Annotated in this window: 13 protein-coding genes; 11 read left to right on the top strand and 2 right to left on the bottom strand. The window is 38.3% G+C overall.

What is annotated here, in order from left to right; genetic code table 11:
- Window position 1: 1 nt before the first annotated feature.
- Window positions 2–634: a class I SAM-dependent methyltransferase gene (locus C8270_RS15390; protein WP_325034788.1), complete on the bottom strand. Its 633-nt coding sequence runs from the start codon at window positions 632–634 to the stop codon at window positions 2–4.
- Window positions 635–879: 245 nt separating this feature from the next.
- Between C8270_RS15390 and C8270_RS15385 the strand changes: the two genes are divergently transcribed.
- Together C8270_RS15385 and C8270_RS15380 are read left to right on the top strand one after the other, a co-directional pair.
- On the top strand, window positions 880–1,740 hold the full coding sequence (locus C8270_RS15385) for a LysR family transcriptional regulator (RefSeq protein WP_106497680.1): 861 nt from the start codon (window positions 880–882) through the stop codon (window positions 1,738–1,740).
- A 667-nt stretch (window positions 1,741–2,407) separates the two neighbouring features.
- Window positions 2,408–2,827 (top strand): organic hydroperoxide resistance protein, encoded by a 420-nt coding sequence (locus C8270_RS15380; protein WP_106497679.1) that lies wholly within the window; start codon window positions 2,408–2,410, stop codon window positions 2,825–2,827.
- A gap of 90 nt (window positions 2,828–2,917) precedes the next feature.
- Here the strand turns inward: C8270_RS15380 and C8270_RS15375 are convergent, their stop codons facing one another.
- Window positions 2,918–4,630, bottom strand: coding sequence for an Rqc2 family fibronectin-binding protein (locus C8270_RS15375; RefSeq protein ID WP_106497678.1), 1,713 nt, complete (start codon window positions 4,628–4,630; stop codon window positions 2,918–2,920).
- Between the two features lie 124 nt (window positions 4,631–4,754).
- Here C8270_RS15375 and C8270_RS15370 point away from each other — a divergent pair, with 124 nt between their 5' ends.
- The 9 genes from C8270_RS15370 (at window position 4,755) to rsmB (ending at window position 15,965) form a co-directional block, all read left to right on the top strand.
- Window positions 4,755–7,406: a calcium-translocating P-type ATPase, SERCA-type gene (locus C8270_RS15370; protein ID WP_106497677.1), complete on the top strand. Its 2,652-nt coding sequence runs from the start codon at window positions 4,755–4,757 to the stop codon at window positions 7,404–7,406.
- Window positions 7,407–7,511: 105 nt separating this feature from the next.
- A complete protein-coding gene (locus C8270_RS15365) occupies window positions 7,512–8,393 on the top strand; it encodes a YicC/YloC family endoribonuclease (protein ID WP_106497676.1) in 882 nt (293 codons plus the stop codon).
- Window positions 8,394–8,481: 88 nt separating this feature from the next.
- Window positions 8,482–8,742 carry an extracellular matrix/biofilm regulator RemA gene (gene remA / locus C8270_RS15360; RefSeq protein WP_088050122.1) on the top strand — a complete coding sequence of 87 codons (261 nt, stop codon included), beginning with the start codon at window positions 8,482–8,484 and terminating at the stop codon, window positions 8,740–8,742.
- A 14-nt stretch (window positions 8,743–8,756) separates the two neighbouring features.
- Window positions 8,757–9,377, top strand: a complete 621-nt coding sequence (gene gmk, locus C8270_RS15355; RefSeq protein WP_106497675.1) for a guanylate kinase — start codon at window positions 8,757–8,759, stop codon at window positions 9,375–9,377.
- Window positions 9,374–9,568 (top strand): DNA-directed RNA polymerase subunit omega, encoded by a 195-nt coding sequence (gene rpoZ, locus C8270_RS15350; RefSeq protein WP_325034787.1) that lies wholly within the window; start codon window positions 9,374–9,376, stop codon window positions 9,566–9,568. Before gmk ends, rpoZ begins: the two co-directional genes overlap by 4 nt.
- Window positions 9,569–10,050: 482 nt before the next feature.
- Window positions 10,051–11,259, top strand: a complete 1,209-nt coding sequence (gene coaBC, locus C8270_RS15345; RefSeq protein ID WP_106497674.1) for a bifunctional phosphopantothenoylcysteine decarboxylase/phosphopantothenate--cysteine ligase CoaBC — start codon at window positions 10,051–10,053, stop codon at window positions 11,257–11,259.
- Window positions 11,256–13,664, top strand: coding sequence for a primosomal protein N' (gene priA / locus C8270_RS15340; protein ID WP_106497673.1), 2,409 nt, complete (start codon window positions 11,256–11,258; stop codon window positions 13,662–13,664). Before coaBC ends, priA begins: the two co-directional genes overlap by 4 nt.
- A gap of 15 nt (window positions 13,665–13,679) precedes the next feature.
- Window positions 13,680–14,618, top strand: a complete 939-nt coding sequence (gene fmt / locus C8270_RS15335) for a methionyl-tRNA formyltransferase (protein WP_106497672.1) — start codon at window positions 13,680–13,682, stop codon at window positions 14,616–14,618.
- A gap of 3 nt (window positions 14,619–14,621) precedes the next feature.
- On the top strand, window positions 14,622–15,965 hold the full coding sequence (rsmB, locus tag C8270_RS15330) for a 16S rRNA (cytosine(967)-C(5))-methyltransferase RsmB (RefSeq protein WP_106497671.1): 1,344 nt from the start codon (window positions 14,622–14,624) through the stop codon (window positions 15,963–15,965).
- The last annotated feature ends 50 nt before the right edge of the window (window positions 15,966–16,015 follow it).

Here is a 16,015-nt window from a genome sequence, read left to right as displayed (position 1 = left end):
TTTACTTGGCCAATACCATCCACTCATCTATAGCAAAGGATTGGATATCATTGTTTTCCATTTTCACCTGGAAGTAGTATTGTACCTCATCAGATGAATTTAGTATATATTGTGTTATTCCATTTATCTTCTCCTGATTGTCCACCGTTCTTCTAACCCACTCTTTGTAAGGTAATGTTTTCTTTCGTGTCATCTCTTTCATGATTGTCAAATCGTTATCGCGAAAGATTTTCTTCCATTCTGAAACTAAACGCGATCGGACATGACTATAATCACGCATTTTTTCTAAAGTATTATTAAACTGGTCTAAAGCATTGTCTTCTGGTGCAATGTTATCGATAAAAAGAAATTGCCCGTCAGGTTTTAGAACGCGCTTCACTTCTGAAATAAATTTTTCTGGATTGGGAAAATGATGTGCTGCAATCCTGCACGTTATAATATCGAACATGCTATCATGAAATGGTAAATTTTCGGCATCGGCAACTGCGTAAGAAATATTCTGATAGGCCTTTAGATGTTTTGCGGTGTTCTCCAACATTTCTTTTGTAAGGTCTGTTGCTATTACCTCGTTTACATGTTTCGCCAATTGTTTTGCGACATGCCCTCCCCCAGTGGCAATATCGAGTACTTTCATCGTTGATTTAGTATCAAGTCATTCGATCATCACTGCTAAATCGTTTCCGTTTGCATGTGTTGAACTACTTACATATGCCTCCTTATTTTTTGCAAAAACCTGTTTCACATAATCCTTTTCTTTCAAAAGTTTCACCTCCAAAAGATACTTCTTAATTGGTATCATATGCTTCGAAGTGCAATAAGTAAAATATTAGTTTATAATCATAAGTAATAATAAATACTTATCGAATAGGAGGTATGGTAATGAAAATTGATGACTATGCTTTATTATTAAAATTAAATGAGATTGGCACAATACGTGGAACAGCAAAAGCAATCCTAATATCACAGCCGGCTGTTACGCAACGGCTTAAGTTTATTGAGGAATATTTCGGTCAGACTATCTTTATTCGTACTTCCAAGAGCTTAGTTTTAACGCCTGCTGGAGAATTGATTATGGAGCACGCGAAAAAAGTGATGGAACGGGAGGAATTCTTAAAAAATCAGTTGGCTCAATCAAGTGAAGATGTGCAAGGAACTATCTCGATTGCTTGCTCATCTCTGATTAGTCAACGATTTTTACCGGCTATTTTGGCAGAATTCACACAAAGTTATCCCAAAGTAGCTATTGATCTTGAAACAGGGCTAAGTGAAGATATTAAACGAAAACATAAAAATTATCATGTCTGTATCATTCGTGGCGAAACGTTTAAAGAGTCTACATGCAAACCGTTATTTAACGATCCATTGTATATATTTGATACGGAACCTTTTCCTAAAGATAACGTAAAAGAAAGACCATTAATTTCGTTCAAAAGTGATGATAGCATGCATGAATCAGTAGATAATTGGCTTTTTCACCATCAGGAGCAAATTAAACCGTTAAAGACGATTACAGTTGATCAGATCGAGACGTGTAAACAGTTTATGAAAGAGGGACTAGGTATGGCGGTATTACCAGAAAGTGTCTCCGATAAAATGATGGATGAATATCCACATGTTCCGCTAAAATTGAATGGTGAAAATGTAACAAGGGATACATGGGTTTGCTATCAGGAGGGTGTTCGCAAATTACCCCAGGTTGACCGTTTTATTGAAACGATCATCGCCAAAACATTTCTTTAAGTTTAATTACATGAAAATAAAGGAACAAACAATCATATAAGGCTCTTTTCATAATGTTTGTTGCTTTTTAATTTCGTAGTTGATGTAAACTGCGACACAGTGAAATTTCCTTTCGTAACAATGATGATGCAATGCCTGAATTCCGCTCCGGCAGAATACTTCGCTTTCCGCGGGCACGGCTTCAGCCTCCTCGGAAGAAAACCACTTCCTGCGGGGTCTTCAGACTCGTGCTGTTCCCGCAGGACAAGGAATGCTTCGGCAGCGTTACATCGCACGCAGAAAATCGAACTGTATTTTCAAGGAGTCTACGTATTCTGCCTCCGCTGGTAGTTGTGCTCTGATTATCGACAGGGGAAAAGCCATGGATTCTAAACGTTACACAAGGCTTTTTCACCCTTGGACAGAAATTCACTCAAGCAAAAGCTGAATGTAATGAGTTTTTAAATCACAACACCAGTGGAGGAAATACACGTAGACTCCTGGGGGAAAGCGAAGACGATGAGACACCAAAGTGAGTGGTTTTCTCACGTGGAGGCTCATCGCGAGCCCCCGGAAAGCGAAGTGTATTTCCGTAACGGTAATTAGTGCGCAGTTTATATCTACTATGTAAAAAAACAGCAATCTTTTTGAATACAGCTTTATATAACTGTAAAGGAGTGTTCCTAGTATGAGTAATGTAATTTTTACGTCAAGTGCAACTGCAAAAAATGGACGAGATGGTCATGTTAAATCTGATGATGGTTTAATTGATCTTAAACTTGTTAACCCGGCAAATAATCAGGTAGCTAAAGGATCAAATCCGGAACAGCTTTTTGCTGCAGCGTATTCTGCATGTTTTGATGGTGCATTAAATCTAGTAGCATCTCAACAACATAAAAAAATAGATTCGGAAACAAATGCAGAAGTAAGCTTTTGCAAGGACCCGGAAGATGATGGATTTAAGATTGCCGTTACACTGAATATTGAAATACAAGGCGTGAATCCCGAAGATGCCCAACAATTAGCGGAAGATGCTCATCAAGCATGCCCATATTCAAAAGCTACACGGGGAAATATTGACGTAAAATTGAATCCAAAAGCAGTGTAGGAGTTGAACGTGGCTATTCCAGTTCGAAACAAATTAGAGCCAAATTTTATAATCCCTTACCATAAAAAAACGGATGATTCTAACGACGAATCATCCGTTTTTATTTCTTAATTTATCAACTGTTTGTTTATTAGGGGTGACAAAAACTGTTTTTTGATTATCATAGGTAACATATCCGGGCTTGGCGCCATTTGGTTTTTTCACATGACGTATTTTTGTATAATCCACAGGCACGGATGAAGATTGCTGTGATTTACTGAAATAGGCTGCCAGTGTTGCTGCTTCTAACAAAGTATCTTCACTAGGCTCCCGGTCACGAATGATGACGTGTGATCCAGGGATGTCTTTCGTGTGCAACCATATATCATCACGGTGTGCGATCTTCATTGTTACATATTCATTTTGTTTATTATTTTTTCCGACCAGAATTAATGTTCCGTCTGAGGCAAGGTATTGTTCTGGATTTGGTTTTGTTTGTTTTTTCTGCTTTTTGCGGTGCCGCTGTTTTTTCAGATATCCTTCATCACGGAGTTCATCGCGTATTTCTTCTATATCAGCCTCGCGAGCTACATCAATTTGTTGTAAAAGCTGGTCCAAATAAGTAATTTCTTCATTTGTTTTAGCAATTTCCTTCTCGACCATCTGTTTAGATGTTTTTAACTTTTGATACGTTTTAAAGAAACCTTGGGCATTTTCACTTGGTGTTTTATTGGGATTTAACTCAATGGTAATGCTATTTTGTTCAGGATCATAATAATCGATTACTTCAGCAGTTGCATCACCAAGTTTTACCGTATGCATGTTTGCTATCAATAATTCACCGAGCCGCTGGAACTTCTCCGCCCCTTCAGCCTTTTTGACTGTTTTTTTGTGTTTTTTTAGTTTGCGTTCATTTTTGTCTTTTTCTTTTTTAATAAACCGATACAAATCTTTCGCTTGTTGTTTCACTCGATCACGTTCTGCTTTTCCTGAATAAAATTGATCAAGCATCATATTGGTTGATGAAAAAGGCTGTTGTTCATTTTGTAGTAAAGTAATTGGCAAAACATGGAAGTCTTCTTTTTTGCCTTGGTAAATAACAGGTGTATAAGTATTGGCTCTGATTAATTTCTGTAGTTCCATAAATTTCTCACCATACATAGCTGCTGAACCAAGATTCGCTCGATATGCAATTTCTTTAGCAACAAGTGGTGAAACACCAAGTAACGTTTGGACAATTTGGTTTTCAATTTTGCCAGCGTTAAAATCTAGTTTTTTTATCAATTCCTGTCCATCTATTTCTAGTGGGTTTAATTTACCTTGACTAGGCGGCAACTTGTAATCATGTCCAGGCAAAATGGTTCGATAACGATTTTGTGCTATCGGGACATGTTTCAGACTATCAATGATATGTCCTTTTTCCTGATCAACCAGCATCACATTACTATGTTTTCCCATTAACTCGATAACTAGTGTTTTGTACGCGATGTCTCCAATTTCATTTCGCGTTTTAACTGTGAACGTTACAATTCGTTCCATTCCAAATTGTTCAACCGACTCAATTATAGCTCCGGATAAATGTTTACGAAGGAGCATACAAAACATTGGTGGCTCTGTTGGATTTTTATAATCATCAGCTGTGACGTGAAAACGGGCATATGTTGGGTGAATGGATAATAATAACGAGTGGTTTTCTCCCTGACTCCGGACCGTTAAAACAAGTTCAGTTGCTGTTGGCTGATAAATTTTTGTGATTTTTCCTGGGAGTATATTGTTCTTTAATTCTTCTGTCACTGCACGAGTAACAATTCCATCAAATGGCATACGATCACCTCTTCAAGCAATTATAGCATTTTTTAGGACGAGTCTGCATAGAAATGAATAAAGGATTGACATGTTCAACCAATGTGTAAAAAAAGTGTGCAGGTGAATTTGGAGGAATGCTCAGATGAGATGGTATCAATTAGATGTAGATCATGTTGAACAAAAGCTAAATGTGGCAGCAGACAAAGGTTTACCTGGCAAACAAGCTGACGAGCGCTTAAAGCAACTTGGTCCAAACGTACTGGAAGAAGAAAAGGGTACGTCCAGATGGTTGCTGTTTTTAAAACAATTTCAAGACTTTATGGTGCTCGTTTTACTTGCGGCAACATTAATAGCGGGTTTGTTAGGTGAATTTGTTGATGCTATAGCGATAATGGTTATCGTTATTGTGAACGGGTTCATCGGTTATTTCCAGGAACAAAAAGCTGAAAAATCGCTAGCTAAATTAAAGGAGTTATCGGCACCAGTTGCCACAGTTTTACGTGATGGAGAGTGGGAAAAAGTCCCGTCGCAAGAAATTGTCGCAGGTGATGTTATTCGTGTTTCTAGTGGAGATCGAATTCCGGCCGATATTCGGATTATCCAATCAAATAGCATGGAAACGGAAGAGTCCGCACTAACAGGCGAATCATTACCGGTTATGAAACACGCTTCGTCAATATCGCGTGATCACCTTGACCCACAAGATCAAGTGAATATGGCGTTTATGGGAACATTGGTTACAAGAGGAGCCGGTAAGGGGATTGTTGTAGGAACAGGCATGAATACGGTAATGGGACAGATAGCCTCATTAATGGTTAAAACGAAGAAAATTATTACTCCTTTAGAAAATAAACTTGCCGAATTAGGTAAAATCCTAATTTTTGTCGCATTGGCATTAACGGCATTAGTTGTTGTTGTCGGCGTTTATCAAGGCCATCCGGTTTACAATATGTTTTTAGCTGGTGTATCGCTTGCAGTTGCAGCAATTCCGGAAGGGTTACCGGCAATTGTAACTGTTGCATTATCGTTAGGTGTCCAGCGGATGATACGGAAAAAAGCAATCGTCCGAAAACTATCGGCTGTTGAAACGCTTGGTAGCGCTTCTGTAATTTGTTCCGACAAAACAGGGACAATGACGGAAAACCAAATGACGGTAAAAGAACTCTTTTTAAATGGGGAACATTTATATGTCACCGGTGACGGTTATGATATTCGTGGTGATTATTTTCGTGATAAAGAAAAGGTTAATGATAAATTTCCAAATTTAGAATCGATGCTTTTATATGGCATGCTTTGTAATCATGCGGAATTGAAAATCAAAAAGGGAAAGTATTATGTTGATGGTGATCCTACAGACGGAGCGTTATTAGTTGCTGCACGAAAAATCGGTCTTAAACCAGATCATGGCCAATATCGAATTGTCAAGGAAATACCCTTTGATTCAGATCGTAAACGAATGAGTGTAATTGTGGAAGATGAAAACAAGCGTCGTTTTGTGATTACAAAAGGTGCACCAGACGTGTTACTACCACGAACTTCATTTGTAATGGAGAATAGTGGAAGGAAGTTAATGAAAGCAGCAGAGAAAGGAAAGATTGATCAGGCTATCAATCAAATGGGAGAAAAAGCATTACGAACCATTGCTATTGGTATAAAACCTTTATCGAGTCAAGACACACTTGAATCTACATTTTTAGAGAACGACTTAACTTTTATTGGGTTATACGGAATGATCGATCCTCCAAGAAAAGAAGTTAAAGCAGCAATTGCAGAATGTAGACAGGCCGGGATTAAGACGGTGATGATTACAGGGGATCATGTTAAAACCGCTAGAGCAATAGCAATGAATTTGCAACTGTTACCAGAAAATGGTTTGGTGTTAGATGGAAGTCAACTAAATCAAATGTCAACAGAAGAATTACAGGAAATTATTGATCGCGTTTATGTTTTTGCTCGTGTAACACCTGAACATAAGTTGAAAATTGTCAATGCCTTTCAAGCAAAAGGGCATATCGTGGCAATGACCGGTGATGGTGTGAACGATGCTCCGGCAATTAAAGCAAGTGATATTGGTATTAGTATGGGGCGAAGTGGTACAGATGTAACAAAAGAAGCTTCCTCCTTAATATTAATGGATGATAACTTTGCAACAATTAAAGCAGCGATCAATGAAGGACGAAATATTTATGAAAACATTCGTAAATTTATCCGCTATTTGTTAGCTTCCAATGTAGGTGAAATTTTGGTCATGTTGTTTGCCATGTTACTTGCATTGCCGCTTCCACTCGTACCAGTACAGATATTATGGGTTAATTTAGTTACGGATGGTCTTCCAGCAATGGCTCTCGGTCTGGACAAGCCGGAGGAAGATGTGATGCGACGGGCGCCAAGAAATCCAAGAGAAGGTGTTTTCGCACGTGGTCTTGGGTTTAAAATTGTTAGTCGAGGCATATTAATTGGATTAGTGACGTTAATCGCTTTTATCCTGTCCTATCAAAATAATCCGGACAATTTGATTTATGGTCAAACAGTTGCATTTACGACGTTAGTAATGGCTCAGCTCATTCACGTATTTGATTGCCGCAGTGATCATTCGGTTTTTGCTCGTAATCCATTTGAGAATATTTATTTAGTGTTAGCCGTTCTCTCTTCTTTACTGTTATTGCTTGTCGCTATCTATTTCGAACCATTACAGCCGGTTTTTCATACAACTTTTTTAAGTTTGCGTGATTGGATGTTAATCATCGTACTTAGTTCGTTACCAACTGTTTTGTTTGGCTTTACAAAAAAGTAAAAACTTCCAGGCTTCCTCTTTACCCAAGGAGGAAGTTTTTATTTTTCTTCTTATCACTGTTATAATAAGGAAATGCATGTAGCAAATTGAACGGATGTGGTAAGTATGGCAAGAAGCATGACAGGGTATGGCAGAGAAGTGATCTATATCGAAAATACGATAGTAACAGTCGAAATTAGGAGTGTTAATCACAGGTTTCTAGATTTTCATACGAAGATTCCATCGACTTTTTTATTCTTGGAAGAAAAGATGAAAGAAGTTGTCAGGTCCTATTTTGGAAGAGGACGAATTGAAATACTCATACGGATTGATGGTGAGGGTTTTGTTAAGAAGAGACTAGAAACAGATTGGAAGTTGTTGGACCAATATGTGGAACAACTTAAGCAAGTGAAGGAGCGCTATCAAATAACTGGTGATATTCCAATGACTGTTCTTTCACAGATGCCAGACTTGTTTTCAATCCAACAAATGGAAGAACAATCTGAACAACAAGTTGAAGTGATCATAGCCGGCCTTCATACTGCTTGCGAACATGTTCAAAAGATGCGTGAGGCAGAAGGGGAAAAACTTCTTGCGGATATAACAGATAGAATGGAATCCATTCAGGAAGTTGTGTCTTTATTAAAAACACGCCGAGCAAATGTAGTTCACGAATACCGGGAACGGATTAAAACGCGTGTCAACGATTATTTAGCTGACATGATCGATGTTGATAGTAGTCATATGTATCAAGAAATTGCGCTTTTAGCAGAAAAAGGCGATATTACAGAAGAAATAACAAGGTTACTTAGTCATATTGATCATTTTTTTGCTATAATAAAAAAGGATGAGCAAATCGGTAGAAAATTAGACTTCATCCTTCAGGAAATGCATCGCGAAACAAATACAATTGGCTCTAAATCCACCGATGTAAAAATTAGCGAATGGATCGTTTCGTTGAAAAGTGAGCTTGAGAAAATCAAAGAACAAGTTCAAAATATAGAGTAATAGCTTGTATTTTGTATTTCTTTTTCCTTATAATAGAATGAACTAGATACAGATGAGTGGTTTTTGAATTTTAAGGGGGAACTAACTATTGAGTTTACGATTAATTAACATCGGATTTGGCAACGTGGTTTCAGCCAATAGAATTATTTCTATTGTCTCACCAGAATCCGCACCAATAAAACGGATAATTACTGTTGCACGTGATAATAATAAACTAGTAGATGCAACATATGGACGTAGAACAAGAGCAGTAATTATTACAGATAGCGATCATGTTGTACTATCTGCAGTCCAACCAGAAACGGTAGGGCAACGTGTATTGAGTCATGAAGAAGATTCGGATGAATAGTAGGAGGAAATGTTTTGATCGAGGAGAAAGGGATTTTATTTGTTCTTTCCGGTCCTTCCGGTGTCGGGAAAGGAACGGTAAGGAAAGAATTATTTGCGCACGATACTGATTTACGGTATTCTATTTCCATGACGACAAGGGATATCAGACCTGGCGAAACAAATGGTGTTGATTATTTTTATAAAACAAATGAAGAATTTGAAGCTTTAATTGAGCAAAATCAGCTATTAGAATACGCTAAATATGTAAATAATTATTATGGAACACCACGAAAATATGTTGAGGAAACACTAGCGGCCGGACATGATGTGTTTTTAGAAATCGAAGTACAGGGTGCATTACAAGTCAAGGAAAACTTCCCGGAAGGTGTGTTTATCTTTTTGTTCCCACCTAGTTTGGAAGAATTGAAAAACCGTATTGTCAGCCGTGGTACTGAATCACAGGACTTAGTCTTAAACCGGTTAAAAGAGGCGCGAAAAGAAATTGAAATGATGGATGCATATGATTATGTTGTTGTGAATGACCGTGTAGAACATGCAGTTGCCAAAGTTCAATCCATTATTCAAAGCGAGCACTGTAAACGGGAACGGATTGAGAGACAATATAAACAACTATTGGAGGATGATAGAAAATGATGCTTGATCCATCAATTGATGCATTACAGGAAAAAATCAGATCTAAATATACACTTGTTACACTATCAGCCAGACGGGCAAGAGAGATGCGTCAGAAAAAGAATTGCCAGGTTGAAAATCCAAAGTCAGCTAAATTTGTTGGTATGGCACTTGAAGAAATACAAGCAGAAAAATTGTTTGTGAAAGAATAATTTCAGAACAAAAGCGCAAGCGACCGGGTAGCGACGTACGGACTGCGCCCTGCCAAGCAGGGTGGTTCAGTGTTGCTGCGCAAAGCAGCGATCTTAACCGAACATTCCTACCGTAGGAGATAAAGGAAACATGCCACTAAAAAAGGGGTATGCCGACGTTGGACGCAAAGTCCGGTTTTAGTCGGCCTTCCTTTATACTTGAACCGATAAGGAAGCTCGACTAAGAACGCCACGTCCTGTGGCAACGTCGAACTACCCCACCTCGTGTGGGGCAGGAGGTGAGGGAAGTCGCGCTAGTCGCTGGGCGCTGGAGCTGGACGTGGCTCGTTATGCCAAAAGCAAATTAAAGCCAAATTTTATACTTTCTTAGCTTTTCAAAAGCATAGAATACCCTCGCCTTCCTAATTTGCGAGGGTATTATTTGTTTTATAATCCATCCATTATGTATGATTAGAGTATGCAACCTGAAAGGGGACAATCAGATGGTTGAAAATAAAAATATTCTTTTAGGGGTTTCTGGTGGAATTGCAGTATATAAGGCATGTGCATTAACAAGTAAACTGACCCAAGCGGGTGCCAATGTGAAAGTAATGATGACAGAGAACGCTGCTAAATTCGTTTCCCCATTAACATTTCAAGCGTTATCAAGGAATCCCGTTTATATTGATACATTCGACGAGAAGGATACGAAGAAAATTGCTCATATCGATGTAGCGGACTGGGCAGATATTGTGATTATCGCTCCGGCGACAGCAAACATTATTGGGAAAATTGCTGGTGGGATTGCCGATGATATGCTTTCCACAACCTTATTGGCTACCCAAGCTAGCATATATGTTGCTCCGGCAATGAATGTTCATATGTATGCACATCCTGCTGTTATTCAAAATATGCAGCAATTGGAAAAATGGGGGTATCATTTTATTGAACCTGGTGCAGGTTATTTAGCGTGTGGTTATGTTGGCAAAGGCCGACTAGAGGAACCAGAGCAAATAGTTAAAGTGGTTCAACAGCACCAAGCGAAAAGTTCTATTTTAACAGGAAAAAAAGTATTAGTTTCAGCAGGCCCGACGCGTGAACAAATTGATCCAGTAAGATTTTTCACCAATCGTTCAACAGGCAAAATGGGATTTGCATTGGCTGAAGCTGCCGCTAACTTTGGAGCGGAAGTTACGCTTGTATCTGGCCCAACTAACCTTGAACTGTCTAAAAACAATGTACGTAGAATTGATGTAACAACAGCAGAGGAAATGTATGAGGCAATGAATCACTATTTCTTAGAAAGCGATATTGTTATAAAGGCTGCAGCAGTTGCCGATTACCGGCCAAAACAGGTTTTTCAAGAAAAAATGAAAAAACAGGAAGGCACCTGGCAGATTGAAATGGAACGAACGAGAGATATTTTACAGTCGCTAGGAGAAGTGAAGACCCATCAATTTTTAGTAGGATTCGCTGCGGAAACGACAAATGTCTTAGATTATGGCAAAAACAAATTACAAAAAAAACAACTGGATGCCATTGTCATCAATGATGTTTCAACAGAAGGTGCAGGATTTGGTGGAGATATGAATGTGGCTACATATTTAAATAAAGATTTACAATCAACTGAACTTGCCTTATCAACAAAACAGGAAATGGCTGAAAAGATACTGACGTTAATTCACCGTGATATGAAGGATGAAGCGAAGTGAAAATAGCAAAAGTTATTGTAGATGTTCCGGCCAGTTCAATTAATCAGACTTTTGATTATCTAATCCCGGATCACTTCCAGCAGGTGATCACAAAGGGAATGCGAGTAATCGTGCCATTTGGGCCTCGAAAAATTATGGGTTTTGTTGTTGAACTGATTTCGGAGTCAACACACAAAGGGCTAAAAAAGATCATTGATGTATTGGATTTAACACCAGTTTTAACAGATGAATTACTAAAACTTGGAAAATGGCTCGCAGATCAGACATTAAGCTTGTATATCACCTCATACCAAGCAATGCTGCCACAAGTATTAAAATCTCAATATAAAAAAGAACTTGTTCGGTTGACGGAAGAACGGTTGTCAGACGATTTAGAAATGGTTTTCGCTGGACGTGATTCCATTCCATATGAAGAGCTGGCAAATAGGTCTATTCGTTATTACCATGTACAAAAAGCAATTCAAGATGGCGATGTTGCCGTTAACTATCTTGTGAAATCGAAAATAACAAAAAAGTACGTTACGATGGTACAGCCAGCGAAAGAGACGTATTTACTTGAAGAAGCATTATATGATGTAGCAAAAAATGCAAAAAAACAACGGGAACTGTTAGGTTTTTTTATTGAATATCCTGACCCAATTGAACAGCCTAAATTAATTCGTTATTTAGAGACAACACAACCGACGATTAAAAAATTAATTGATAGGGGTTTGCTGGCATCATCGAAAGTTGAAGTGTTTCGTAACCCATATGATGATGATGCGATTGCAAAAACAAATGCATTGGAACTTACTGAACAACAACAACAGGCAATTAATCCGATTAAACAGAAGATTTCACAAGGACAACATGATGTCTTTCTCTTACATGGTGTAACGGGTAGTGGGAAGACAGAGATTTATTTACAGGCGATACAAGATGTGATTCAAAATGGGGAAGAAGCAATCGTGCTAGTTCCGGAAATTTCTCTCACACCCCAAATGGTACATCGTTTTAAAGGAAGATTTGGTTCAAATGTGGCTGTGTTGCATAGTGCTTTATCGAGTGGAGAAAAGTATGATGAATGGCGACGCATCCATCGAAAGGAAGTACAAGTAGTTGTTGGCGCTAGGTCAGCCATTTTCGCTCCATTTGAAAATATTGGTATTATTATTATCGATGAAGAACATGAAAATAGTTATAAACAAGAAGATCAACCACGTTATCATGCCAGGGATGTAGCAATTTATCGCGGGGAAGTCCACCAATGTCCAGTTATACTTGGCAGTGCAACCCCAACATTAGAGTCATATGCAAGGGCACAAAAAGGTGTTTATCAATTAGCTACTTTGACAAAACGAACGAACGATAAAGGGATGCCCGAAGTCCAAATTGTCGATATGCGTAACGAACTTCATGCTGGTAATCGTACAATGTTTTCAAGACGTTTAAAAGAAAAAATGGAGAACTGTATTGCGAAGAACGAACAAGTTGTATTGCTATTAAACAGGCGGGGATACTCAACATTTGTCATGTGTCGTGATTGTGGACATGTTAAAGAATGTCCGCATTGTGATATTGCATTAACATTCCACAAGAATAGCAATCAATTAAAATGTCATTATTGTTCGTATGAAGAACCAATGCCAATGATTTGTCCGGAATGTAATAGTGATTTAATTCGTTATTTTGGTACAGGGACACAACGGGTGGAGGAGGCATTAACCCAACTTATCCCAGAAGCACGTGTCATTCGAATGGATGTTGACACAACAAGGAGAAAAGGTGCGCATGAAAAGCTATTAAAGCAATTTGCCAATCGGGAAGCAGATATTTTGCTGGGGACACAAATGATTGCGAAAGGTCTTGATTTTGAGAATGTCACACTAGTTGGTGTATTAACCGCTGATTCCATGTTACATTTGCCTGATTTCCGGGCATCTGAAAAGACTTTCCAACTATTAACACAGGTAAGTGGTAGAGCAGGTAGACATGAATTACCCGGTGAAGTCATCGTTCAGACCTATACACCAGATCATTATAGTATTGAGCTTGCAAGTACGTATGATTATTCTCAATTTTATTTAACGGAAATGAATACACGAAAAACGTTTCAATATCCACCATATGTCTATTTAGTTTTAATGACGATTTCACATGAGAATCAGGTGAAAGCTGTTCAAACGACGCAAAAGATTGTGCAATTACTGATGAATCATGTCAGTAACAATACGGTTGTGTTAGGACCGACCCCGTCGCCCATCACGCGTGTGAAGGATAGATATCGCTATCAATGCATGATAAAATACAAGCATGAACCGCAATTAAGAAAACTAATCAAAAAAATAATTCAACAATTTGATGAAGATGTCAGGAAAGATGATTTACTGATTACAGTAGACATGCAACCATATCAATTGATGTAGGAAGTAGGGATTTAGATGGAACGAATTGTATTTATGGGGACACCGGATTTTTCAGTACCTATTCTACAAGCTCTAATAGAGGCTAATTATAATGTAGTGTTAGCCGTTACACAGCCAGATCGACCAAAAGGAAGAAAGAAGGTGCTAACACCGCCACCTGTGAAGGAAGCTGCGGAAGGGCTCAATATCCCAGTCTTTCAACCTGAAAAACTAAAGAATGATTATCAAAAAATAATTGATTATAAGCCGGATTTAATTATTACGGCAGCGTACGGGCAAATATTGCCTGTAGAGTTGTTAACAGCGCCAGAATATGGGTGTATTAATGTTCATGCATCCCTGTTACCGGAACTTCGTGGTGGTGCACCAATCCATTATGCTATTTTGCAAGGAAAGCAAGAAACTGGTGTAACCATTATGTATATGGTAGAGAAATTAGATGCCGGAGATATTTTAACGCAAGCAAAAGTGCCAATTGCTAAAGATGATACTGTTGGGTTACTACATGATAAACTATCCCAAGCGGGTGCTGATTTATTACTGGAAACATTGCCCAAACTAGCAGCACATTCTATTACACCAATTAAACAAAATGACCAAGAAGCAACATTTGCAGCCAATATTAAACGCGAACAGGAGAAAATTGACTGGAATAATCATAACATTGATATTTACAACCAAATTAGAGGACTAAATCCTTGGCCTGTTGCTTTTACAACCTATCAAAATAAACCAATGAAGATATGGTGGGGAGAAGTCGATAATAAAACATATGACGGAATACCTGGTGAGATTATAGAAATTGATGAGGAAGCATTTACCGTAATCTGTGGAAATCACCAAGGTTTACGAATCAAAGAAATTCAACCAGCAGGCAAAAAACGAATGACAGTTAAGCAATATTTGCATGGTTCACCGGATCGGATCAAACCAGGAATGAAAATGGGTGATTGATAGATGAGTAATGATTTAAGAGCAACAATTGTCGATATTTTAGTAAGAATGGAGAAAGACGGAGCCTATAGCCACTTATTAATTAACTATCAGCTTAAAACAGGTAAAGTTAGTCCGAAAGATGAGGGGCTATTAACTGAAATTGTCTATGGAACGTTTCAACGCAAATTGACATTGGATTTTTATTTGAATTCCTTTGTCGATTCTCAGAAAAAAGTAGCGCCCTGGGTACGGATGCTATTACGGATGTCTGTTTATCAAATGGTTTTCTTAGATAAGATCCCAGATCATGCAATCATTCATGAGGCAGTTGAAATTGCGAAACACAAAGGGCATAAGGGAATCGCTTCGTTTGTAAATGGTGTGCTAAGAAGCGTGCAGCGTAATGGGGTTCCGGAAACAACAGCAATTAAGGACACGGCTGTACGACTATCAATTGAAACAAGTCATCCGGAGTGGCTTGTGAATCGTTGGCTGACCATGTATGGGGAACAGATTACTACGGAGATGTGTGAAGCAAATTTAATGCGAAAGCCATTAGCTATTCGTGTACAACCATTAAAAATTTCCCGACAAGAGGCGATAAATATTTTGCGTGAGCAAGGGCTGGAAGTAAGAACATCAGACTTTTCAAATCAAGGTATTATTGTTGATAAGGGGAATATTTTAAAAACAGACTTGTTTAACGATGGTTACATCACGATTCAAGATCAAAGTTCGATGCTTGTTGCTGAAATGTTCGATGTAGAACCAGGTATGCAAGTTTTGGATGCATGTAGTGCACCAGGTGGAAAGGCAACACATATTGCTGAAAAAATGGAAAATCAAGGGACAATACATGCATACGACCTTCATTCGAAGAAAGCAAAAATGATCGAAAAAAAAGGATTGGATCTCAGTTTGTCCAACATCATTGCGAATCAGGCAGATGCAAGAAAGCTACAAACTATTCACGAAAAAGGGAGCTTTGATCGGATTCTTGTTGATGCACCATGCTCAGGCTTGGGTGTTATACGTGGTAAACCGGAGATTAAATACAATAAAAGTGAAGCAGATATTGGACGATTAGCTCAAATTCAAAGCGATATTTTGCAACATGTTGCGCCACTATTGAAAAAAGGTGGTTTATTGATATATAGTACTTGTACAGTTGACCAAGAAGAAAATGATGGTGTTGTGAAAGCATTTTTACAACAACAAACTGATTATAAAATTGATCAAGCTTTTTTTGAGGGGTTACCGCCTGATTTAAATCAATCACCAGGGAAAACGGACTATGGTTTACAGATTTTTCCGCAAACATTTCAAACGGATGGATTTTTCCTTACACGGTTTAGAAAAAAGTGACAAAAAACGTTCTTTTCATGGTTATTTCATGTCATAATGTAGGTAATGAC

This window comes from Lentibacillus sp. Marseille-P4043 (assembly GCF_900258515.1).
Taxonomy (GTDB): Bacteria; Bacillota; Bacilli; order Bacillales; family Amphibacillaceae; genus Lentibacillus_C.
Note: the sequence above shows the minus strand (reverse complement) of the source record. Positions and strands in the feature narration are given on the sequence as shown.

Excerpts from the sequence above, each read along its gene's own strand:
- C8270_RS15390 (WP_325034788.1), bottom strand. The coding sequence starts at position 634 with ATGAAAGTACTCGATATTGCCACTGGGGGAGGGCATGTCGCAAAACAA.
- C8270_RS15380 (WP_106497679.1), top strand. The coding sequence starts at position 2,408 with ATGAGTAATGTAATTTTTACGTCAAGTGCAACTGCAAAAAATGGACGA.
- C8270_RS15385 (WP_106497680.1), top strand. The coding sequence starts at position 880 with ATGAAAATTGATGACTATGCTTTATTATTAAAATTAAATGAGATTGGC.
- rpoZ (WP_325034787.1), top strand. The coding sequence starts at position 9,374 with ATGATGCTTGATCCATCAATTGATGCATTACAGGAAAAAATCAGATCT.
- rsmB (WP_106497671.1), top strand. The coding sequence starts at position 14,622 with ATGAGTAATGATTTAAGAGCAACAATTGTCGATATTTTAGTAAGAATG.
- C8270_RS15375 (WP_106497678.1), bottom strand. The coding sequence starts at position 4,630 with ATGCCATTTGATGGAATTGTTACTCGTGCAGTGACAGAAGAATTAAAG.
- C8270_RS15365 (WP_106497676.1), top strand. The coding sequence starts at position 7,512 with ATGGCAAGAAGCATGACAGGGTATGGCAGAGAAGTGATCTATATCGAA.
- C8270_RS15370 (WP_106497677.1), top strand. The coding sequence starts at position 4,755 with ATGAGATGGTATCAATTAGATGTAGATCATGTTGAACAAAAGCTAAAT.
- fmt (WP_106497672.1), top strand. The coding sequence starts at position 13,680 with ATGGAACGAATTGTATTTATGGGGACACCGGATTTTTCAGTACCTATT.
- coaBC (WP_106497674.1), top strand. The coding sequence starts at position 10,051 with ATGGTTGAAAATAAAAATATTCTTTTAGGGGTTTCTGGTGGAATTGCA.